At 68.8% G+C, this 21,798-nt stretch carries 19 protein-coding genes, 1 tRNA gene and 1 pseudogene; 12 read left to right on the top strand and 9 right to left on the bottom strand.

The annotated features are described in order from the left end of the window. The first annotated feature begins 67 nt into the window (after nucleotides 1-67). From JHW48_RS10935 to JHW48_RS10925, 3 genes are all read left to right on the top strand, one after another. Nucleotides 68-1,168: a Bug family tripartite tricarboxylate transporter substrate binding protein gene (locus JHW48_RS10935; RefSeq protein ID WP_119885560.1), complete on the top strand. Its 1,101-nt coding sequence runs from the start codon at nucleotides 68-70 to the stop codon at nucleotides 1,166-1,168. Nucleotides 1,169-1,366: 198 nt separating this feature from the next. After that, complete coding sequence (locus JHW48_RS10930) at nucleotides 1,367-3,367, top strand: tripartite tricarboxylate transporter permease (RefSeq protein ID WP_119885561.1); 2,001 nt, start codon at nucleotides 1,367-1,369, stop codon at nucleotides 3,365-3,367. Between the two features lie 60 nt (nucleotides 3,368-3,427). Beyond that, nucleotides 3,428-4,522 carry a 4-oxalomesaconate tautomerase gene (locus JHW48_RS10925; protein ID WP_119885562.1) on the top strand — a complete coding sequence of 365 codons (1,095 nt, stop codon included), beginning with the start codon at nucleotides 3,428-3,430 and terminating at the stop codon, nucleotides 4,520-4,522. A gap of 66 nt (nucleotides 4,523-4,588) precedes the next feature. On the opposite strand, the gene tcuB is transcribed toward JHW48_RS10925, so the two are convergent. The 3 genes from tcuB to JHW48_RS10910 are packed head-to-tail and all read right to left on the bottom strand — an operon-like array spanning nucleotide 4,589 to nucleotide 7,714. Continuing rightward, nucleotides 4,589-5,677, bottom strand: coding sequence for a tricarballylate utilization 4Fe-4S protein TcuB (gene tcuB, locus JHW48_RS10920; RefSeq protein ID WP_119885563.1), 1,089 nt, complete (start codon nucleotides 5,675-5,677; stop codon nucleotides 4,589-4,591). Next, the gene (tcuA, locus tag JHW48_RS10915) at nucleotides 5,667-7,052 is read right to left on the bottom strand and encodes an FAD-dependent tricarballylate dehydrogenase TcuA (protein ID WP_119885564.1); all 1,386 of its coding nucleotides are present in this window, start codon (nucleotides 7,050-7,052) and stop codon (nucleotides 5,667-5,669) included. Before tcuA ends, tcuB begins: the two co-directional genes overlap by 11 nt. Next, complete coding sequence (locus tag JHW48_RS10910; RefSeq protein ID WP_119885565.1) at nucleotides 7,049-7,714, bottom strand: GntR family transcriptional regulator; 666 nt, start codon at nucleotides 7,712-7,714, stop codon at nucleotides 7,049-7,051. Before JHW48_RS10910 ends, tcuA begins: the two co-directional genes overlap by 4 nt. Nucleotides 7,715-7,786: 72 nt before the next feature. On the opposite strand from JHW48_RS10910, the gene JHW48_RS10905 reads away from it, so the two are divergent. From JHW48_RS10905 to phnE (JHW48_RS10880), 6 genes are all read left to right on the top strand, one after another. Then, nucleotides 7,787-8,863, top strand: coding sequence for an AbrB family transcriptional regulator (locus JHW48_RS10905; RefSeq protein ID WP_119885566.1), 1,077 nt, complete (start codon nucleotides 7,787-7,789; stop codon nucleotides 8,861-8,863). Beyond that, a complete protein-coding gene (locus JHW48_RS10900) occupies nucleotides 8,860-9,924 on the top strand; it encodes an isocitrate/isopropylmalate dehydrogenase family protein (RefSeq protein WP_119885567.1) in 1,065 nt (354 codons plus the stop codon). Before JHW48_RS10905 ends, JHW48_RS10900 begins: the two co-directional genes overlap by 4 nt. Nucleotides 9,925-10,040: 116 nt before the next feature. After that, nucleotides 10,041-10,985, top strand: coding sequence for a phosphate/phosphite/phosphonate ABC transporter substrate-binding protein (gene phnD / locus JHW48_RS10895; protein ID WP_119885568.1), 945 nt, complete (start codon nucleotides 10,041-10,043; stop codon nucleotides 10,983-10,985). A gap of 69 nt (nucleotides 10,986-11,054) precedes the next feature. Beyond that, on the top strand, nucleotides 11,055-11,882 hold the full coding sequence (gene phnC / locus JHW48_RS10890; RefSeq protein ID WP_119885569.1) for a phosphonate ABC transporter ATP-binding protein: 828 nt from the start codon (nucleotides 11,055-11,057) through the stop codon (nucleotides 11,880-11,882). Then, nucleotides 11,882-12,679, top strand: coding sequence for a phosphonate ABC transporter, permease protein PhnE (gene phnE / locus JHW48_RS10885; RefSeq protein ID WP_119885570.1), 798 nt, complete (start codon nucleotides 11,882-11,884; stop codon nucleotides 12,677-12,679). Before phnC ends, phnE (JHW48_RS10885) begins: the two co-directional genes overlap by 1 nt. Beyond that, a complete protein-coding gene (gene phnE, locus JHW48_RS10880; RefSeq protein ID WP_119885571.1) occupies nucleotides 12,676-13,476 on the top strand; it encodes a phosphonate ABC transporter, permease protein PhnE in 801 nt (266 codons plus the stop codon). The genes phnE (JHW48_RS10885) and phnE (JHW48_RS10880) overlap by 4 nt, the downstream gene beginning before the upstream one ends. Before the next feature lie 15 nt (nucleotides 13,477-13,491). Here phnE (JHW48_RS10880) and JHW48_RS10875 read toward each other — a convergent pair whose 3' ends face one another. The 3 genes and pseudogenes from JHW48_RS10875 to JHW48_RS10865 form a co-directional block, all read right to left on the bottom strand. Continuing rightward, complete coding sequence (locus JHW48_RS10875; protein WP_119885572.1) at nucleotides 13,492-14,961, bottom strand: carboxypeptidase M32; 1,470 nt, start codon at nucleotides 14,959-14,961, stop codon at nucleotides 13,492-13,494. Then, entirely contained in the window at nucleotides 14,958-16,103 is a 1,146-nt protein-coding gene (gene ctaA, locus JHW48_RS10870; RefSeq protein ID WP_119885573.1) for a heme A synthase, read from the bottom strand. The genes JHW48_RS10875 and ctaA overlap by 4 nt, the downstream gene beginning before the upstream one ends. A 37-nt stretch (nucleotides 16,104-16,140) precedes the next feature. Further along, nucleotides 16,141-16,861 (bottom strand): annotated as a pseudogene (locus JHW48_RS10865) (RNA methyltransferase). A gap of 73 nt (nucleotides 16,862-16,934) precedes the next feature. Here JHW48_RS10865 and JHW48_RS10860 point away from each other — a divergent pair. After that, nucleotides 16,935-17,537 (top strand): thiamine phosphate synthase, encoded by a 603-nt coding sequence (locus JHW48_RS10860; protein WP_119887342.1) that lies wholly within the window; start codon nucleotides 16,935-16,937, stop codon nucleotides 17,535-17,537. On the opposite strand, the gene purN is transcribed toward JHW48_RS10860, so the two are convergent. Together purN and purM are read right to left on the bottom strand one after the other, a co-directional pair. Then, a complete protein-coding gene (purN, locus tag JHW48_RS10855; RefSeq protein ID WP_119887343.1) occupies nucleotides 17,534-18,121 on the bottom strand; it encodes a phosphoribosylglycinamide formyltransferase in 588 nt (195 codons plus the stop codon). The genes JHW48_RS10860 and purN overlap by 4 nt on opposite strands. Continuing rightward, complete coding sequence (purM, locus tag JHW48_RS10850; protein WP_119887344.1) at nucleotides 18,118-19,158, bottom strand: phosphoribosylformylglycinamidine cyclo-ligase; 1,041 nt, start codon at nucleotides 19,156-19,158, stop codon at nucleotides 18,118-18,120. The genes purN and purM overlap by 4 nt, the downstream gene beginning before the upstream one ends. A 106-nt stretch (nucleotides 19,159-19,264) precedes the next feature. Here purM and JHW48_RS10845 point away from each other — a divergent pair. After that, nucleotides 19,265-19,341, top strand: a tRNA-Ile gene (locus JHW48_RS10845). On the opposite strand, the gene JHW48_RS10840 is transcribed toward JHW48_RS10845, so the two are convergent. After that, nucleotides 19,298-20,245, bottom strand: coding sequence for a LysR family transcriptional regulator (locus JHW48_RS10840; protein WP_119887351.1), 948 nt, complete (start codon nucleotides 20,243-20,245; stop codon nucleotides 19,298-19,300). The two genes, JHW48_RS10845 and JHW48_RS10840, sit on opposite strands and share 44 nt — an antisense overlap. Before the next feature lie 104 nt (nucleotides 20,246-20,349). Here JHW48_RS10840 and xdhA point away from each other — a divergent pair, with 104 nt between their 5' ends. Then, a complete protein-coding gene (gene xdhA, locus JHW48_RS10835; RefSeq protein WP_119887345.1) occupies nucleotides 20,350-21,798 on the top strand; it encodes a xanthine dehydrogenase small subunit in 1,449 nt (482 codons plus the stop codon).

The raw sequence follows: 21,798 nt of genomic DNA, 5'->3' as shown, positions 1-21,798 counted from the left end.
TCATATGCGAAGACTGCCCCGTTCGCCCGGTGCCACCGCGTGCCGGACCAATGGGAGGAATAAAAACATGCAAGCAATCACCCGGCGTCTGAAGGGCGCCGTCGCCGCCGCCTTGACCGCAGCCAGCCTGACCGTGGCGGCCCCCGCCGCCGCGCAGGACGTGGATTTCGCGGGCCGCACGATCGAATGGTGGATCCCCTTCTCGGAAGGCGGCGGGTCCGATGTCTGGGCGCGGTTCTTCGCCCCCTATCTGGCCAAGCACCTGCCGGGCAATCCCAACGTGATCATCCGCAACGTCCCCGGCGGCGGCTCGATCACCGGGACCAACGAATTCGCCGCCCGCGCGCGCCCCAACGGGCTGCAACTGCTGGGCACCTCCGGTTCGACCCAGTTCCCGTTCCTCTTGGGCGACACGCGCGTGCGCTATGACTATGCCGATTTCGAGCCGGTGCTGGTCTCTCCCACGGGCGGCGTGGTCTACATCCCCGCCAGCATGGGCATCGCCGATGCGTCCGAATTGGGCCAGCTGGACGGGCAGGAGCTGGTCTATGCCAGCCAGGGCGCGACCTCGCTGGACCTGGTGCCGATGCTGGCCTTCGAGGTGATGGGCCTGAACGTGCGCCACGTCTTCGGCATGACCGGGCGCGGCGACGGCCGCCTGGCCTTCGAACGCGGCGAGGCGACGATCGACTATCAGACCTCCTCGGCCTATCTGACCAACGTCGTGCCGCTGGTCGAGGCGGGGACCGCGGTGCCGCTGTTCTCCTATGGCGTCCTGGATGCCGAGGGCAACGTCCAGCGCGACCCCTCCTTCCCCGAGATCCCGCATTTCATCGAAGCCTATGAGATGATGCATGGCGAGGCGCCCTCGGGCGTGGCCTTCGACGCCTACATGGCCTTCTTCAGCTCGGGCTTTGCCGCGCAAAAGCCCGCGATGCTGCCGAACGGCACGCCCGAGAACATCGTCCAGGCCTATCGCGACGCCTTCACCGCGGCCGTGGCCGATCCCGACCTGATCGCCGCATCGGGCGAGGTTCTGGGCGAATACGACCAGGCCGTGGGCGACGAGGTCGTGCGGCTCTACGAGGTCGCGACCACGATCGACCCCGAGGCCCGCGAATGGGTCCGCACCTATCTGAGCGAGAACCACAGCGTCATGCTGGACTGATCCGGCCCTGACCCGGCCGCGCCGCCCCGATGGGGTGGCGCGGCCCCATGCCCGCCGCCGCGCCGCGACCTGCCGTCCCGCGCCGATGGGCCCGTCCCGCAATTCCCAGGGTGATCGCCCCCGGCGGCATGCCGCTGCCTGTCGACATGCGTGCCGCAAGGCGCCGTCACCCCCAGCAGAAGGTTCAAGGGTCCCCCGATGGTCACTGAAGCCATTCTCTCCGCGCTCGGCACCGTGCTGACGTTCCAACATATCCAATACCTGATGATCGGCGTCGTGGTCGGCCTGGTCGTCGGCGTCCTGCCGGGCCTGGGCGGGATCGTCGGCATGTCGCTGCTTCTGCCCTTCGTCTACGGGATGGAGCCGACGCTGGCCCTGGCCATGCTGATCGGCATCCTGCCGGTCCTGTCCACATCCGACACCTTCGCCTCGATCCTGATGGGGATCCCGGGCTCCTCGGCGTCGCAGGCGACGATCCTGGACGGGTTCCCGCTGGCCAAGAAGGGCCAGGCGGCGCGGGCGCTCAGCGCGGCGTTTTCGGCGTCCTTCATCGGGGGCCTTTTCGGCGCGCTGGTCCTGACAGTCAGCGTGCTGGTCGCGCGGCCGCTGATCCTGTCCTTCGGCGCGGCCGAGCTGTTCATGCTGACCATGTTCGGCCTGTCCATGGTGGGCGTGCTGTCGGGCAGCAGCCTGGCCAAGGGGGTCGCGGCCTGCGCCGCGGGCCTCGCGCTCGGGGCGGTGGGCGCCGCGCCCGCCACCGGCGAATACCGGATGGAATTCGGCACGCTCTACCTGATGAACGGCCTGCCGCTGGTCATCGTGGGCCTGGCGCTGTTCGCCGTGCCCGAGATCGGCGACCTGCTGCGCCGCAACAGCTCCATCGCGGAAAAGGGCAGCGCACTCGGCGCCGGCTGGAAGCAGGGGCTGAAGGATACCTGGCTCTACAAATGGATGTCGCTGCGCCTGGCGGGGATCGGCGCGATCCTGGGGATGATCCCGGGCCTCGGCGGATCGGTCGTGGACTGGATCGCCTATGGCCATGTCGTGCAGACCTCGCGCGACAAGAGCCAGTTCGGCAAGGGCGACATCCGCGGCGTGATCGCGGTGGAATCGACCACCGCATCCAAGGATGGCGGCGGGCTGGTGCCGACGCTGCTGTTCGGGATCCCCGGTTCGGGGGCCATGGCGATCTTTCTGGCGGGCATGGTGCTGATCGGCCTGCAGCCGGGGCCGTCCATGGTCAGCACGAACCTGGACGTGACCTATACGATCGTCTGGTCGCTGGCGATCGCCAACGTGCTGGGCACCGCGCTTTGCATCCTGCTGGCGCCGGGCATCGCCAAGATCACCATCGTGCGCTATCCGCTGGTCGCGCCCTTCATGATCCTGGTCATCACCTTCGCGGCCTTCCAGCCGAACCGGTCGCTCTATGACCTGGTGGCGTTGGTGGTGCTGGGCATCGTGGGGATCCTGCTACGCCGCTTCGGCTGGCCGCGCCCGGCCTTCCTGATCGGCTTCGTGCTGGCCACGCAGTCCGAGCGTTACCTCTACCAGGCGCTGCAATTCTCGGGCTGGAGCTTCTTTCAGCGGCCCATCGTCCTGGTCATCGGCGCGATCATCGTGCTGTCGGTCGGGCTGAGCATGTATTCGCAGCGCAAATCCGGCACCAAGATCGAGGTCGAGGGCAAATCCGCCGCCACCCTGACCCAGCCCATGTGGCCGCAGATCGCCTTCACCCTGGCGATGATGGGGTTGTTCGTCTTCACCTTCTTCGAGACGGTGAACCTGTCCCAGCTGGGCCGCATCTTCCCGGTCAGCGTGGCGCTGGTGGGTCTGGGCGCGGGGCTGATGGTGCTGTGGCCCCAGATCCGCGGCAACCGCGCCAGCGGGGCGGTCTTCGACAGCGAATCCAAGGAGGTCGCGGAACAGCTGGGCACGCTGACGCCGCTGAAATATATCGGCTGGCTGGTGGGCTTCGTGGCCACCATCGCGCTGGTCGGCTATTTCCTGGCGGTGGTGACCTTCTTCCTGGTCTTCCTGCGCACGGTCGCCAAGGCGGGCTGGGTGCAGACGCTGATCCTGACGGCGATGGGGGCGGGGCTCTTGCTGGTGATGACATCGGCGCTGAACCTGATCCTGCCCGAGGGGCTGTTGCAGGACATGTTCTATGACAGCCTGCCCTGGCCCCTGGTGTCCTGACGAACCCCTGGCCCGCACCGCAAGGCGCGGGCCATCTTCCTTGACGAACGGAGAAACGACATGGCCAGACAACATGGCATCCCGGTCATCATCATGCGCGGCGGCACCTCGAAGGGGCCGTATTTCCGCACCGACGACCTGCCCGCCGACGAGGCCGCGCGCGACCGCGTCCTGCTGGCCGCGATGGGATCGCCCGATGCGCGCCAGATCGACGGGATCGGGGGGGCGGACACGCTGACCTCCAAGGTGGCGATGGTGCGGCCCTCGGCGCGGGACGGGGTGGATGTGGATTACCTCTTCGCCCAGGTCTCGGTGACCGAGGCGGTGGTGGACACCTCGCCCTCCTGCGGGAACATCCTGTCGGGGGTGGGGCCCTTTGCCATCGAACGCGGCATGGTCCCCGTGACCGGCGAGGAAACCCGCGTGGTGATCTTCAACGAAAACACCGCCAGCCGGATCGAGGCGGTGGTCCGGACCGATGGCCAAGGCGTCGATTACGACGGCGATCAGGCCATCGCGGGCGTGCCGGGAACGGCGGCGGCGGTGCGGCTGAACTTCATGGACATCGTGGGGTCCAAGACCTCGGGGCTGCTGCCCTCGGGGCAAGTGCAGGAGGATATCGACGGCGTCCCCGTGACGCTGATCGATGTGGCCGTGCCGATGATGATCCTGCGCGCCGCCGATATGGGCAAGACCGGCCACGAGACCCCGGCCGAGCTGGATGCCGATCGCGACTTCTTCGCCCGGCTGGAGGCGATGCGGCAGGAGGCCGGGCGCCGCATGGGCCTGGGCGACGTGACCGGCAAGGTCATCCCCAAGGTCGCCATCCTGGCCCCCGCCCGGGGCGAGGGCCATATCGCCGCGCGCTATTTCGTGCCGCAGAAGACCCATGCCGCCTTCGCGGTGACCGGCGCGCTGTGCGTGGCGACGGTCGCGGTGCTGGAGGGGTCGGTATCCGACGGCATCGCCCGGCGCCCTGACGGCGAGGATCGCGAGATCCTGATCGAACATCCGAGCGGGCTGATCGACGTGGCGCTGCGGACGACGGGGCAGGGCGCGGATCTGCAGGTGGTCAGCGCGGGCGCGATCCGCACCGCGCGCAAGCTGGTCACGGGCGAGGTCTTCGTGCCCGCCGCAGCCCTGACCGGCGCCTGACCGGCGCCTGACCGGCCCAAGGGCAAGAACAGGCCCACGGCAGCGATGCCGGGGGCCTGTCGCGTCTCAGCGGGCGGTGTCCTGCTTTCCGGCCTCGGCCAGCAGGGCGGTGAAGCGGAAGAAGCCGTGGATCATCTTGGAAAACGGCATCAGCAGGAACAGCGTCATCACCGTGGCCAGATGCACCGCCAGCAGCGGCCCGACCGCCCCCGTCCCGGTCGCCAGCCACAGCGCCAGCCCGGTGGCCGCCACCGCGCCCAGAAGCAGGATGAAGGCCATCTCGCCCCCCCAGACCCGGCGCGCGCCGAGGTCCGGGTCCGCGCGCAGCTTCAGCGCGATCAGGCCCGCGGCGCCCGCGACCATCGCGATGCCGCCCGGCACGCCGAACAGCTTGGGCGGCGCCCAGATCGGATAGGGCGCGTGCCAGCCAAAGACGTAATGCAGGATCGTCCCCGATGAGGTCGCCGCGAAACAGGCCAGGAACCCCCACATCATCAGCTGATGCGCGATGCGGCGCTTCTGGCTGAAGCGGTCGCCATCCTCGAAATTGCAGCCGTCGCCATGCCCGCCGTTCAGGTTCCGCATCCGCCCGGCCATGTCGCCCGCCTTCAGCAGATGGCGCAGGCGGATGCGGCCGCCGCCGACCTCGCGCCAGTAATCGCGCAGCGACAGGCCGATCAGCGCCAGCGGCGCGACGAAGGCGGGAATGAAGATCGCGATCATCAGGTTATGGGCCATATAGGCATAGAAGCCCTCGCCCCCCGGGGGGCGGGCGGCGGCGATCAGCGCGAAGAACAGCGTCAGCGCGACGACCAGCAGCCCCGCCATGGCGACGCCGCGTTCATGGAACATCCGCGCCAGGGCCTGCGGTCGGGCCAGCCGTTCCCAGCTGTCCTGGCGCACCTCGGCCAGGACGGCGGGGATGTTCAGCGCGAATTCATGCGGCGGCGTGTATTGGCAGGCGTAGTGACAGCCGCGGCAGTTGTGGCACAGGTTCGCCAGATGCGTCAGGTCGCCATCCGCGAAGGCCTTGTTGCGGGTCATGGCGGGAAAGACCGAACAGAACCCCTCGCAGTAACGGCAGGCATTGCAGATCTCGATCTGGCGGCGGGCATCCTCGGTGGCGGTCAGGGGGGGTGCGAGGTCAAGCGACATGGGCGGCGGCCTCCTTGCCGGCGATGCGTCCGAAGACGGTTCCGATGGTCATTCCGAAGCCCGCCAGATAGCCCTGGCCCAGGATCGAGCCTGCCATGATCTCTCCGGCGGCCCAGAGATTGGTGATGGGTCCTTCGGGGGAATGGACCTGGGCGCGGTCCGACACCTTCAGCCCCAGATAGGTGAAGGTCACGCCGGGCCGCAGCTGGTAGCCATAGAAGGGCGGGGTGTCCAAGGGACGCGCCCAGTTGGTCTTGGGCGTCTGCAACCCTTCGGTGGCCAGCCCGTCCAGCTCGGTCGGGTGGAAGGTGCCGGGGCGGCAGGCGGCGTTGAACTGCGCGACCGTCGCCTTGACCGCGGCAGGATCCAGGCCCAGCTTGGACGCCAGTTCCGGGATCGTGTCCGCCACGATGGGCGGAAAGACCGAGGGCATGAACAGGTCGATCGACTTGGCGTCGATCAGCGCATAGCCGACCTGATCGGGCTGGGCCGCGACCAGGCGGCCCCAGATCGCATAGCGCTTGGGCCAGGTATCCTCGCCCTCGTCATAGAAGCGCTGGCCGTCGCGGTTCACGACGACCGAAAAGGGCACGCAGTCCAGCCGCGTCACGATCCCGCCGTCATATTGCGGCGCGCGCCCGTCGATGGCCACAGCATGGCACTGGGTCGGATCGCCCACGCTGTCGGCGCCCTGATCCAGCATGTCCTTCAGCACCACGCCGCGATTATAGGGTGTGCCGCGGATCAGGAAGTTCCGCGCCGAGGGTCCCCAGGCCCGCGCCAGCCAGTCCAGATCCGCCTGAAACCCGCCCGAGGCCAGCACGAAGGCGCGCGCATTGATCGTCTGCGCGGGGGCGCCGGCGATCTCGACCTCCAGATGGGTGATCCGCTGGCCCTCGCGATGGACATGGCGGACCTGGGCCTCGTAGCGGATGTCGATGCCCAGATCGGTCGCGGTGTTGTAATAGGCGTTCACCAGCGCCTTGCCGCCGCCCAGAAAGAAGGCGTTGGTGCGCGACAGCGACAGCGTCCCCGACAGCGAGGGCTGAAAGCGCACCCCATGCGCCTGCATCCAGGGCAGGCATTCCTCGGATGTGCGGATCGCCAGACGGGCCAGATGCTCGTCCGTCTTGCCCTTGGTGACCAGCATCAGGTCGTGGAGATATTCCTCCTCCTCGTAGCTGCCGGTCAGGGGGAACATCGGCCCGCGATGCATGCAGCGGAAATTGCGCGTATGGCGCGAATTGCCGCCGCGATAGGGTTCGGGCGCGCCCTCCAGGATGATGACGCGGGCACCGGCCTCGGCTGCGGTGATGGCGGCGCAGAGCGCGGCATTGCCGCCCCCCACCACCGCGATGTCATAGGTCTCGGTCATTCGTCCTCCAAGGGGATCTCGCGCCCGCGCATGCCGCGGACGCGGGCGTTCAGGGCGGCCTCGACATGGGCGCGCATCGCGGCCTCGGCCCGGTCGCCGTCATGGGCGGCGATGGCCTCGATCACGGCGCGATGCTCGATGGCGGCCGATTCGTGGCGTTCGGTCTCGGACAGGGTGGTGGGGCCCAGGATCAGCAGGGTCTTCTGCAGCGCGCTCATGGTCTTGACCAGAAAGCGGTTGCGGGCGGCGTCCAGCAGGGTGCGGTGGAACTGGCGGTTCAGCTCCTGCGCGGCGGCGCCGGGGGTGGCGCCGGCCAAGGCGTCGTTGATCTCGGTCAGCTCGTTCAGCTCGACGCGCTGCGCCATGCGGGCGGCCAGCCGCGCGGCCGTGCCCTCCAAGACCAGCCGCATCTCGTAGAGCTCCAGCACCTCGGCATAGTCCAGCCTGCGGATCGTCGCGCCTTGGCGGGCCTGATGGGTCACCAGCCCGTCAGCCTCCAGCTGGCGGATCGCCTCGCGGATGGGCGTGCGCGAGATGCCGAAGCGTTCGGCCAGCTCGGTCTCGCGCAGGCGGGCGCCGGGGATCAGATGGCCCGCCCGGATCTCGGCCAGCAGGCGGCGATAGGCGGACTGTCCCTGCGGCGTGTCGGAATCTTCGGTCATGGGCCCTCGCTTGCCTCTTGCATCCGGGTGCATACAGTTGGATACAGGATGCGTCAACACGGGAAGACCACGATGCGCCACGCCCTTCTGCCCCGGATCGGAACCGTCCTGCTGGCCTTGGCCGGGGCGGGGGTCTTTCACGCGATGGGCCTGCCGCTGCCGTTTTTGTTCGGGCCGATGGCCTTTTGCCTGGTCGCGGCGCTGATGGGGGCGCGGCTGCGCGGGCTGGGCCAGATCTCGGTCGGCGCGCGCACGATCCTGGGGGTGGCGGTGGGCGCCTCGATCACCCCCGCCGTGGTCGGCCAGATCCCCCAGATGGCGATGAGCGTCGCCTTGGTCCCCCTCTATGTCCTGATCATCGGGCTGGTCGGGGTGCCGTTCTTTCGCAGGCTCGGCTTCGATCCGGCGACGTCCTATTACGCCGCGATGCCGGGGGGGTTGCAGGACATGGTCGTCTTCGGGCAGGAGGCGGGGGCCGATGTCCGCGCCCTGTCGCTGATCCATGTCACGCGGGTCGCGGTGCTGGTGACGCTGGCGCCGATGATCCTGGTCTGGCTCTATGACGCGCCCCTGTCGGGGTCGATGGGCGCGCCCCTGTCCAGCATCGGATGGGACCAGCTGGCCTGGATGGTCGCCGCCGCGCTTGTCGGCTGGAAGGGGGGCGAGGCGGTGGGCCTTTTCGGCGCCTCGATCCTGGGGCCGATGATCACCACCGGCGCGCTGTCCCTGGCGGGCATCATCACGCAGCGCCCCCCGGCCGAGGCGATCATGCTGGCCCAGCTGTTCATCGGCATCGGCATCGGCGTCCATTACGTCGGCGTCACCCTGCGCGAGCTGCGCGTCTTCGTGCTGTCGGGCCTGGCCTTCGTGCTGATCCTGGCGGTGCTGGCGGCGGCCTTCACCGAATTCGTGGTGCTGACCGGCCTTGCCCGCCCGCTGGAGGGGTTTCTGGCCTTCGCCCCGGGCGGCCAAGCCGAGCTGACCGTTATGGCCATCGTCGTTGGCGCCGATCTGGGCTTCGTCGTGCTGCATCACCTGACGCGGATCGTCGTCGTCATCACCGGCGCGCCCATTGTCGCCCGATTCATGGGGGTCAAGCCGCCCCCGAAACCGGGCCGCCGCGCCCGCAGCCCCAGGAACCGCCCATGACCGACCCGATCCACCTGCTGATCCTCGACGGCGACGGCATCAGCCCCGAGATCACCCGCGCCACGACCCGCGTCCTGCAGGCGCTGGACCTGCCCCTGCGGCTGGAGGAGGCCCAGGTCGGCCTGCGCCCGCTGGCCGCCGCGGGCACGACCTTTCCCGACGGGCTGCTGGACCGGGCGCGGGCGGCGGATGGGGTGATCCTGGGGCCGGTCTCGCACAATGACTATCCGCCAGCGGATCGGGGCGGGATCAACCCGTCCGGCCATCTGCGCAAGCATCTGGACCTGTTCGCAAATATCCGGCCCGCGAAATCGCATCCGGATTTCCCGGCCCGCTGCGGCGTGCCCGTCGATCTGGTCATCGTGCGCGAGAATACCGAAGGCTTCTATGCCGACCGCACCATGGTCGCGGGCACCGGGGAATTCATGCCGACCGAGGATGTCGCCATCGCCATGCGCAAGGTCACCCGCCAAGGGTCGATGCGCATCGCCGAGGCCGGGTTCCGCATCGCCCGCCAGCGCGGCGGCCGCCTGACCGTCGTGCACAAGGCCAATGTGCTGCGCATCACCGACGGGCTGTTCCTGTCCTGCACGCGCGAGGTCGCCCGCGCCTTTCCCGATGTCGCGGTCGAGGAGGTCCTGGTCGACGCGATGGCCGCGCTGCTGGTCCGCGACGCGTCGGCCTTCGACACGATCGTGACGACGAACATGTTCGGCGACATCCTGTCGGATCAGGCGACCGAGATCGCGGGCAGCATCGGCCTGGCCGCGTCGCTGAATGCGGGGACGGATCACGCAATGGCGCAGGCCCAGCACGGATCGGCCCCCTCGATCGCGGGGCGGGACCGGGCGAACCCGGCATCGCTGGTGGGATCGGCGGCCATGCTGCTGCGCTGGCTGGGCGAGCGGCGCGGCGATCCCGCCCTGACCGCCGCCGCCGACAGGACCGAGGCCGCGCTGGCCCGCGTCATCGCCGTTCCCGAATGGCGCACGGGCGACATGGGCGGCCCGTTGGGCACACGCGCCTTCGCCGACCGGCTGGTGGCGGCGCTGGCCGGGTGACCGGGGCGGGGCGGGTTGTCGCAGGGGGCGCAACGTCCCCGAACTGACATCCGACCGTCACCCCGCTGTCATCCGGGCAGGCTAGGCGGGCCTCGACTTCACGGAAGGGACCCGTCATGAAACATCTGTTGATCACCGCCGCCTTCACCTTTGCCGGCACCGCAGCCTTCGCCGATTTCCAGCTGGACGCGCCTTATACCGACGATGACGGCGACATGGTGGCCGACATCCCCACCGATCCGGCCCAGCTGGTCGATCCCGCCCAGCTGATCTTTGCCTATACCCCGGTCGAGGATCCCGCCGTCTATGCCGAGGCCTGGTCGGACTTCCTCGCCCATATGGAAGAGGTCACCGGCAAGCCCGTCCAGTTCTTCCCCGTCCAGTCGAACGCCGCCCAGATCGAGGCGATGCGCGCCGGCCGCCTGCATGTCGCGGGCTTCAACACCGGCTCGAACCCGCTGGCCATTGCCTGCGCGGGCTTTCGCCCCTTCGCGATGATGGCCGCCGATGACGGCAGCTTCGGCTATGAGATGGAGTTCATCACGCATCCCGAAAGCGGCATCGCATCGGTCGAGGATATCCGCGGCAAGACCATGGCCTTCACCTCGGAAACCTCGAATTCCGGCTTCAAGGCGCCCTCGGCCCTGCTGGCCGCCGAATACGACATGGAAGCGGGCACCGACTTCACCCCCGCCTTTTCGGGCGCGCATGACAATTCGATCCTGGGCGTCGCCAACCGCGACTATGACGCCGCCGCCATCGCCAATTCGGTGCTGACGCGGATGGTGGACCGGGGCGTGGTGTCGATGGATCAGATCACCTCGATCTACAAATCCGAGACCTTCCCGACGACCGGCTACGGCACGGCCCATAACCTGACCCCCGAACTGCAGGAGGCGATCCGCGACGCCTTCTTCAGCTTTGACTGGGAGGGCACCTCGCTGGCGGAGGAGTTCAGCAAATCGGGCGAATCGCAGTTCATCCCGATCACCTTTGCTGAGCATTGGTCGGTCGTGCGCGACATCGATGCGGCGATGGGCGTCAGCTACGACTGCAACTGATCCGCGACCGGCCTTCGGGCGACGGGCGGGGGATGACCCCGCCCGAACTCATTTGCGAAAGGGGTGGCGATGCTGAGCATCCGGAACCTGACCAAGACCTACAAAACCGGCGACAAGGCTCTGTCGGATGTGTCCTTCGACCTGCCCAAGGGGCAGGTGGTCGGGCTGATCGGACCGTCGGGCGCGGGGAAATCGACGCTGATCCGCTGCCTGAACCGGCTGGTCGAGCCGACATCGGGCCGGGTCATGCTGAACGACATGGACGTGACGGGCCTCAATGCGCGCGACCTGCGTCGGGCGCGGCGGCGCATCGGGATGATCTTTCAGGAATACGCCCTGGTCGAACGCCTGACAGTGATGGAGAACGTGCTGTCGGGGCGCTTGGGCTATGTGCCCTTTTGGCGGTCCTTCACGCGGCGCTTTCCGGGCGCGGACATCCAGCGCGCCTATCGCCTGCTGGACCGGGTGGGCCTGTCGGCGCATGTGGACAAGCGCGCCGATGCGCTCTCGGGCGGCCAGCGCCAGCGGGTCGGCATCGCCCGCGCGCTGGAGCAGGAGCCGGAGCTTTTGCTGATCGACGAGCCGACGGCCAGCCTGGACCCGCGCACCAGCCGCCAGATCATGCGCCTGATCACCGAGATCTGCCGCGAGGACGCCCTGCCCGCGATCATCAACATCCATGACGTGCTGCTGGCCCGGCAATTCGCCGACCGGATCATCGGGCTTCAGGCCGGGCGCGTGGTCTTTGACGGCCCGCCATCCCAGCTGACCGACGACGTGCTGACCCGCATCTACGGCGCCGAGGACTGGGCCGCGATGCAGAAATGCGCAGCCGACGATGCCGAGGACGAGGCGCAGGCCCGCGCCGATGCCGACCGCCTGCTGGAGGCGCTGTGATGGCGCATCCCACGACCTGGTCCCGCCCGCCACAGATGATCCGGTCGCGCCCGTGGCGCATCATCTTGGCTGTGGGCGCGATCCTCTATCTGATCCTGGCCATCGGCAGCGTCGACGTGAACTGGGCCCGCATGGCCGAGGGGTGGGAGCGCGGCGCGCGTTTCGTCGGCGGCTTTCTGCAGCCCGATTTCACCACCCGCTGGCGCGACATCTCGACCGGGCTGGTCGAGAGCCTGACGATGACGCTGACCTCGACCGTGGTGGGGGTGCTGATCTCGATCCCCGTCGGGCTGGGGGCGGCGCGCAACCTGGCGCCGCGTTGGGTCTATGCGGTCTGTCGCAGCATCATCGCCGCCAGCCGGGCCCTGCAGGAGATCATCGTGGCGATCTTCTTCGTCGCCCTCTTCGGCTTCGGGGCGTTTGCAGGGTTCCTGACGCTGACCTTCGCCACCATCGGGTTCATCGCCAAGCTGCTGGCCGAGGATATCGAGGATATGGACGAGGCCCAGGCCGAGGCCGTGCGTGCCACCGGCGCCAGCTGGTGGCAGGTGGTGAACTATGCCGTTCAGCCGCAGGTGATGCCGCGCCTGCTGGGCCTCAGCCTCTATCGGCTGGACATCAATTTCCGGGAATCGGCGGTGATCGGGATCGTGGGCGCGGGCGGCATCGGCGGCACGCTGAACACGGCGCTGAACCGCTATGAGTATAACAGCGCGGGGGCGATCCTGCTGATCATCATCGTGATCGTGATGATCGCGGAATATGCCTCGGGCCATCTGCGGAGGATGCTGAAATGACCCATGCGGAAACCTGGCGTCACCGCACGCCGCGCGGGCAATTGGCGCTCTGGGCCGGGTGGCTGGGGCTGGTCGCGCTCTTCGTCTGGTGCTGGAACCTGATGACGAAACGCACGATGTGGGTCTTCGTCTATGACGCGCCCAATGCCGCCGCCGATCTGATCGGCCGCGCCCTGCCGCCGCGCTGGTCCTATCTGGAGCGTCTGTGGCAGCCGTTGATCGACACGATCAACATCGCGACCTTGGGCACGCTCCTGGGCATCGTGCTGGCCGTGCCGCTGGCATTCCTGGCGGCGTCGAACACCACGCCCTCGCGGATGATCGCCCGGCCGGTGGCGCTGTTCCTGATCGTGGCGTCGCGCTCGATCAACTCGCTGATCTGGGCGCTGCTGCTGGTGTCGATCCTGGGGCCGGGGCTCTTGGCGGGGATCCTGGCCATCGCGTTCCGCTCGATCGGTTTCATCGGTAAGCTGCTCTACGAGGCGATCGAGGAGACGGACGTCACCCAGATCGAGGCCGTCACCGCCACCGGCGCCAGCCGCCTGCAGGTGCTGAATTACGGGATCGTGCCGCAGGTGCTGCCGACCTTCTACGGCATCTCGGTCTTTCGGTGGGACATCAACATCCGCGAAAGCGCGATCCTGGGGCTGGTCGGCGCGGGCGGGATCGGATCGCAGCTGCAAGCCAGCCTGAACGTGCTGGCCTGGCCGCAGGTGACGCTGATCATCCTGGTGATCCTGGGCACCGTGGTCGTGTCGGAATGGGTGTCTGCCCGGGTGCGCCATGCCATCATCTGACATGGCCCCGCGGCGTCACAGCCCGTAGATGCCGCGGAACTTGGTCTCCAGATAGTCCAGCAGCGGCTCCGGGCTGATCGGGCCGCCCGAGGCGGTCTCGATCAGCTCGGTCGGGGGCATCAGCCCGCCATGGCGCTGCAGGTTCTCGCGCAGCCATTCCGTGCCGGGGGTCGCATCGCCGCGCGCCAGCGCCGTGTCCAGATCCGGCACCGCCGCCCGCAGCGCGCCGTCCAGACAGCCCGCATAGACATTGCCCAAGGCATAGGTCAGGAAATAGCCGAACAGCCCCACCGACCAATGCACATCCTGCAGCAGCCCATTGGCCGGGCGGTCCACCGCCACGCCGAAATCCTTGAGGAAGCGGGCGTTCCAGGCCCCGACTAGGTCCTCGGTATCCAGCCGGCCCGAGATCAGGTCGCGTTCCAGATCGAAGCGCAGCATGACATGCAGATTGTACTGGACCTCGTCGGATTCGGTGCGGATAAAGCCCGGCGTCACGCGGTTCACGGTGGCGTAGAAGGCATCGGGATCGGCGATGTTCAGCCCGTCGAAGGCCTCGGACATGCGTTCGAACAGCCAGCCGGTGAAGGCGCGGCCCCGGCCCATCTGGTTCTCGTAGATGCGGCTCTGGCTTTCATGGACGCCCATCGACACGCCGCGGCCCAGAGGGGTGAAGGCGTAATCGGGGTCGATGCCCAGCTCATAGCTGGAATGGCCGACCTCGTGGATCGTGGAATAGAGGCAGTTGAACGGATCGGTCTCCACCACACGCGTGGTGATGCGGCTGTCCTGCCAGCGCCCGGAGCTGAAGGGATGCACGGCCAGGTCGATCCGCCCCCGCGACCAGTCATAGCCGAAGGCGGTGGCGCAGGCGCGGGCCAGACGCAGCTGGGTCTCCTGCGGGAAATGGCCGGTCAAGGCCTGCGGCTGGTCCGCGCCCAGCACGTCGTCGCGCAGCGCGACCAGGCGCGGGCGCATCGCGTCAAACAGCGACGCCAGACGCGCGCCGGTCATGCCGGGCTCGTAATCCTCCAAGAGCGCGTCATAGAGGTCGCCGCCATCGGCCAGGCAGGCGGCCTCCTCGCGCTTCAGCATCAGGACCTGGTCCAGGGTCGGCAGGAAATCCTCGGGCGCGTCCTTGGCGCGGGCCTCGGCCCAGATGCCTTGGGCCAGCGAGGTCAGCCGCGCCAGTTCGGAGGCCAGACGCGCGGGGATGCGGCTGGTGCGGGCGTAATCGCGCGCGATCAGGGCCACGGCGCGGATGTCGGCGGGGGTCTGCGGCTCGGCGCGGTCCAGCCATTCGCCGATGCGCGGATCGGTGCGACGCTCGTGCAGGACCTCCTCCATGGCGCCCATCTCCTCGGCGCGCTGGTCGGTGGCGCCGCGGGGCATCACCGTCTCCTGGTCCCAGCCAAGGCGCTCGGCTATCGAGGACAGGGCTTCGGTCTGGCGCTGGAAGGCCAGCAGGTCGGTCAGGGCGGTCATCGGCTCGCTCCTCGGATCGAGGTTTCAATGGGATAGCGGGCGTAGTGCCGCGCCCGCAGGATCATCGCGAACAGCACCACCGCGCCGAACTGATGCGCCAGCGCCAGATGCAGCGGCGAGGCATGGATGACGTTCAGGATGCCCAGCCCGATCTGCGCGGCCATGGCGACGATCATCACGCCGAAGGCGCCGCGCGTCACCGGATGGGGCGAGCGGCGCGCCCGCAGCCACACGACCACCGCAAAGATCGCCAGCAGATAGCCGGTCATGCGGTGGATGCACTGAACCAGCGCCGGGTTCTCGAAAAAGTTGCGCCAGCCCAGGGTGCCGTCCCAGATGGCGGCGGGAATCCATTCCCCGCCCATGGTGGGCCAGCCGGTATAGGTGCGGCCCGCATCGATCCCCGCGACCAGCGCGCCCAGCAGGATCTGCACGAAGGTCAGGTGCATCAACCCGGTGGACATGCGGAACAGCTTGGCCTCGCCCGCGCGGCGGGACCGCATCAGCTCGGCCTCGGATCGCGAAAGCTGCAGGACATACCAGGTGATCAGGCCCAGGATCAGGAAGGCGATGCCCAGATGCGTGGCCAGGCGATAGGAGGCGACGCGCAGCATCCCCTCGTTCAGGCCGGAGCTGACCATCCACCAGCCGATCGCGCCCTGCAGCCCGCCAAGCGCGCCCAGGCCCAAGAGGCGCGGCGTCCAGCCCGCGGGGATGCGCGAGGTGGCCCAGAAGAAGACGAAGCCCAGGGCCCAGACCAGCCCCACGACGCGGCCCAGCAGGCGATGCCCCCATTCCCACCAATAGATGAACTGGAATTCCGACAGCGACATGCCGCGGTTCAGCTCCTGATACTGGGGGATCTGGCGGTAGAGGTCGAATTCCCGGTCCCAATCGGCGGCGTTCATGGGCGGGATGGCCCCGGTCACGGGCCGCCATTCGGTGATGGACAGGCCCGACCCGGTCAGGCGCGTGGCGCCCCCCACGACGATCATCGCCAGGACCAGCAGGAACAGCACCGCCAGCCAGGCCCGGATCGCACGGCGCGCGCCGCGGGGGCGGGCGTCGATCATGCCGGTGGTCTGGACGGGACGGGCTGCGGTCGGGTCCGAGACTTCCTGGAAAACAGGGCGCTTGGCCATCGCGGGGCTCCTTTTTCGGGCGGAGGTTAGGGGGCGCCTAGCGGCGGGTCAACTGCCGCAGGACGCCGTGCAGGATGCGGACATCGCCCTTGGTCAAGGCCAGCCGCGCCCACATGTTGCGCATGTTCAGCCGCATCGATGCGGCCTTGGTTTCGGGAAAGAAGAACCCCGCCTGCGACAGCTGGTCGTCGTAATGATCGCCCAAGCGCTCGATCTCGGTGCGGTCGGCGGGGGTCTCGGCCTCGGACCGGCGGGCCAGGGGGCGGGTTCGGGGGCAGGATCTCGCGCCCGTATTCATAGCCCATCAGCAGCACGGCCTGGGCCAGGTTCAGGGACGGGAAATCGGGGTTCACCGGCACCGTCACGATGGCGTTGGCCCGCGCGATGTCGTCATTCTCCAGCCCCGTGCGTTCGGGACCGAAGATGATCGCCGAGCGCCCCTCATGCGCGCGGGCCTGGGCCATGGCGGTGGCGGGGGTGAAGACGGGCTTGGTCAGCTCGCGCCCCCGCGCGGTGGTGGCATAGGCATAGTCGATCCCCTCCATCGCGGCGGCCAGCGTTGGGTAGACCCGCGCGGCGTCCAGCACGCGGCCCGCGGCGCCCGATGCCATGGCGACGGCCTTGGGGTTCGGCCAGCCGTCGCGCGGTTCGACCAGCCGCATCTCGGTCAGGCCGAAATTCAGCATGGCGCGCGCGGCGGCACCGATGTTCTCGCCCATCTGCGGGCGCACGAGGATGATGACGGGCTGGCGTTCGATCTGCATGGGGGCGATCTAGTCCGTCTGGCGGCGGCGGGCAAGCTGCGCTATCTGCGACAGAAAGGAGACCGCCATGACCGACGCCCCGCAACTCTATCTGATGACCCCCGCCGGCGCCCAGGCCTCGGTGCTGGGGCCGATCCTGACCGAGGTGATGGACCGCTTTCCCACCGCCTGCCTGCGCATCCGCGGCGGCGCCGAGGAGGACGAGCTGGGCCGCCTGGCGGACCTCGCGCGCGAGATCGCCCATGCCCGCGACGTGGCCGTGGTCATCGACGACCATGTCAAGCTGGCCCTGCGCCATGGCTTGGACGGGGTGCATCTGACCGACGGGGCCAAGGCCGTGCGTTTCGCCCGCAAGGAATTGGGCGATGATGCGATCGTCGGCGCCTTCTGCGGCGGGTCGCGCCACGAGGGGATGAACGCGGCCGAGGCGGGGGCGGATTACGTGTCCTTCGGCCCGGCGGGCGACAGCGCGCTTTATCGCAACGAGCCGGCCGAGCTGGAGCTGTTCCAGTGGTGGTCCGAGATGATCGAGGTGCCCGTCGTCGCCGAAGGCGCGCTGACGCGCGAGCTGATCAACCAGCTGTCGCCCGTGTCGGACTTCATCGCCATCGGCGCCGAGATCTGGACCCAGGACGACCCGCAAGCGGCGCTGGCGCAGCTCTGGGGCTAGAGGATCACGGGTGTCCGGTCGCCCGCGGCGAAGCGCCGCAGGACCGCCGGATAGAGCCGGTGTTCCTGCACCAGCACCCGCGCGGCCAGGCTGGCGGCATCGTCGCCCGGCAGGACCGGCACCCGCGCCTGGCCCAGGGCGGGCCCTGCATCCAGCTCCGGTGTGACCAGGTGGACCGTGCATCCCGCCTGAGCGTCACCCGCCGCGATGGCCCGGGCATGGGTGTCCAGTCCTGGGTATTTGGGCAAAAGAGAAGGGTGGATGTTGAGCATCCGCCCGGCGAAGCGCTGGACGAAATCCGGCGTCAGGATCCGCATGAAACCCGCGAGGCAGATGATGTCGGGGCGCGCCGCCAGCAGCGGTTCCAACAGCGCGGCCTCGAACCCCGCGCGGTCACGCGGAAAGGCGCGGTGATCGACGGCGGCGATGGGTACGCCCAGATCGGCGGCGCGGGCCAGCCCGCCCGCCTGCGGGTCGTTCGAGGCCACCAGCACGGGACGGGCGGGGTGATCGCCGGTCATGTCCTCGACGAGGCGGATCATGTTCGACCCCCCGCCCGAGATCAGGATGGCGACGCGTTTCACGCAAGCGCGCCGGAATAGCGGATGCCCGCACCCGGGGTCACGGTGCCGAGGCGGTGGACCGTCTCGCCCATCTCGTCCAGCAGCGCGGCCAGCGCCTCGGCCCGGTCGGGGGCGACGACCAGGATCATGCCGATGCCGCTGTTGAAGGTCTTGAGCATCTCGGGCTGGTCGATCCCGCCAGCCTGGGCCAGCCAGGCGAAGACCGGGGGCAGCGACCAGGCGGCCAGGTCGATATCGGCGCCCAGATCCTTGGGCAGGACGCGGGGCAGGTTCTCGGTCAGCCCGCCGCCGGTGATATGGGCCAGCGCACGCACGCCGCCCGAACGGATCGCCGCCAGCGCGGGCTTGACGTAGAGGCGCGTCGGCGTCAGCAGCGCCTCGCCCAGGGTCGCATCGGCAAAGGGGGCTGCGTCGGACCAGGCCAGGCCCGCGCGCTCGGCGACCTTACGGACCAGCGAATAGCCGTTGGAATGCACCCCATCGGAGGCCAGGCCCAGCAGCACGTCGCCCTGCGCCACGCCCGAGGGCAGAGAGGCGCCGCGGTTCATCGCGCCCACAGCGAAGCCCGCCAGGTCGAAATCGCCGTCGTGATACATGCCCGGCATCTCGGCCGTCTCGCCGCCGATCAGGGCGCAGCCGGCGGCCTTGCAGCCGCGGGCAATGCCCTCGACCACGCGGGCGCCCTCGTCGACGGACAGCTTGCCGGTCGCGAAATAGTCCAGGAAGAACAAAGGCTCGGCCCCTTGGCAGACCAGGTCATTCACGCACATGGCGACCAGGTCCTGGCCCAGCCCGTCCAGATGGCCCGTGTCGATGCCGATGCGCAGCTTGGTGCCCACGCCGTCGGTGGCCGCGACCAGGATCGGGTCGTCATAGCCCGCGGCCTTCAGATCGAACAGCGCGCCGAAGCCGCCGAGCGCATCCATGACGCCGGGCCGCTGCGTGGCGGCGGCGGCCGGCTTGATGCGTTCGACCAGCGCGTTTCCGGCGTCGATATCGACGCCCGCATCGCGATAGCTGATCCCGTTCTGTGTCATGGCGGCCCCCGGCTGATGTCGGCCCCCCGATAGCCGAAGCCCGCCCTCGGGGCAACGCCCAAGCTTGACCTGACCGCGCCCGCGCATTACCCAGACCCTGCTGCGGGGGCCTGTAGCTCAATTGGTCAGAGCAGGGCGCTCATAACGCCTTGGTTGCGGGTTCAAGTCCTGCCGGGCCTACCACTGCAGCTTCGCCGAAATGCGGGCGCAGCTCGCGCGCGGCGAATTCGGCGAACATGCGCACCTTGGGGTCCTGCAGCCGTCGATGCGGCGTCAGGCAGCCGAATTGGGCGGGCAGGGGGCGGTGGTCGGGCATGACCTCGACCAGGTCGCCGCGCGCCAGATCCGCCGCGACCTCGTAGAGCGGCCGGTTCGCGATGCCATGCCCGGCCAAGGCCCAATCGCGCAGCACATCGCCGTCATCCGTGTCGAACCGCCCCGCCACGGTCAGCTTTCGCGGCCCGTCCGGGGTCTGCAGCACCCAGAAATATTCGGGGGATCGCGGATAGCGCAGCAGCAGGCAGTTGTGATCCGCCAGATCGTCCGGCACGGCGGGCATCCCCGCCCGCGCCAGATAGGCGGGCGCCGCGACCAGCAGGCGCGGGCAATCCGCGATCTTGCGCCATTTCAGGGCCGAATCCGCGGGCTCGCCCAGAAAGAAGGCCAGGTCGATCGCATCCTCGACGATGTTGACGTTGCGGTCCGACAGGCGCAGGCGGATCTCGACCCCCGGATTGTCGGCGCAGAAGCCCGGGATCAGCGGCGCGATCAGCCGCCGCCCCAGACCCAGGGGCGCGGTCAGCCGGATCACCCCCTGGGGCTTGCCCGAAAAGCTGCTGACCAGCGCCTCGGCCTCGTCCAGGGTCTCGATGACGCGGCGGGCATGGTCATAGAAGGCGCGCCCGATCTCGGTTGGGGTCAGCTTGCGGGTGGTGCGGTTCAGCAGCCGCAGCCCGAAGCGATTTTCAAGATCCTTGATGCGGTTCGAGGCAACTGCCGGGGAAAGCCGCAGATCCCTGCCTCCGGCGGTGATCGAGCCCAGTTCGACGACACGCACGAAGACCCGCAGGCTTTCCAGATACGACATGAGATGGCCCGCTTTCAACGTTTCGTGTAAAGTCTTCTATGCCACGGACGATTTCCTGACCGCAAGTTCGGGCCTAGCATCGGCGCCATGCAAGGAAAGCCATCATGACCCAGCTGCAGTTTCTGCTGAACGACACCCCTGTGACCCTGACCGAGGTGGGGGCATCGGATACGCTGCTGGACCATCTGCGCCTGACGCGGCGCATGACCGGCACCAAGGAGGGCTGCGCCGAGGGCGATTGCGGCGCCTGCACCGTGCTGGCGGGCCGCCTGACGGGGGATGGCCTGGTCTATGAGCCGATCAACGCCTGCATCCGGCTGATGGCGTCCTGTCACGCGACCCATATCGTCACGATCGAGCATCTGCGCGGCCCGGATGGCGGGCTGCACCCGATCCAGGCTGCGATGGTCGATCACCATGGCAGCCAATGCGGCTTCTGCACGCCGGGCATCGTCATGGCGCTCTACGGTCTGTGGATGACCGATCCGGGTGCGGACGAGGCCGCGATCAAGACCGCGCTGCAGGGCAATATCTGCCGCTGCACCGGCTATGCGCCGATCATCCGCGCGGCCCAGGCCGCGGGCGCGGCGGGCGGTCAGGCGCAGGACGCGCTGGCCCGCGAACGCGCGGCGGTGGCCGAACGGCTGGCCGCGATGCGGGGCGGGCGGATCACCGTCGCGCGCGGGGCGGACCGGGCGCTGATCCCGGCGGATACGGACGACCTGGCCGCCGCCCTGATCGACGAGCCGCAGGCCACGCTGGTCGCGGGGGCCACCGATGTGGGCCTGTGGGTCACGAAGTTCATGCGCGACATCAGCCCCGCCATCTTCATCGGCCATCTGATGAAGGAGATCTCGGTCGAGGGCGACGTGATCCGCCTCGGCGCGGGCGTCACCTATTCCGAGGCCGCGCCGGTGATCGCCCGCCACATCCCGCAAGCGGCGGAATACTGGCAGCGCATCGGCGGCTGGCAGGTCCGGAACGCGGGCACCATCGGCGCCAACATCGCCAACGGATCGCCCATCGGAGACACGCCGCCCCTGCTGATCGCGCTGGATGCGCGGATCGTGTTGCGCCGGGGCGCGGACCGCCGCGAGATGCCGCTGGAGGATTTCTTCATCGACTACGGCAAGCAGGACCGCCATCCCGGCGAATTCGTCGAGGAGATCGTCATCCCCATCCACCGCCAGGCGCGCATCGCCGCCTACAAGATCACCAAGCGCCGCGACAGCGACATCACGGCGGTGGCGGCGGGGATTCGTGTCGATGTGGCGGACGGCACCATCACCGCCGCCCGGCTGGCCTTCGGCGGTATGGCCGGCACGCCCAAACGCGCCCGCGCGGCCGAAGCGGCGCTGGAGGGCCAGCCATTTGCCGAGGCTGCTTTTGATGCTGCCGCCCGCGCCATCACGGGCGACTTTCAGCCGATGACCGACATGCGCGCCAGCGCCGAATACCGGGCCACGGTCGCGCGCAACCTGATCCGCCGCTTCTGGCTGGAGCAATCCGAACCCGGCCTGCCCGTGCGGCTGCGCCTGACCGAAGGAGTCTGA

It is taken from the genome of Paracoccus aestuarii (assembly GCF_028553885.1).
GTDB lineage: Bacteria > Pseudomonadota > Alphaproteobacteria > Rhodobacterales > Rhodobacteraceae > Paracoccus > Paracoccus aestuarii.
Note: the sequence above shows the minus strand (reverse complement) of the source record. Positions and strands in the feature narration are given on the sequence as shown.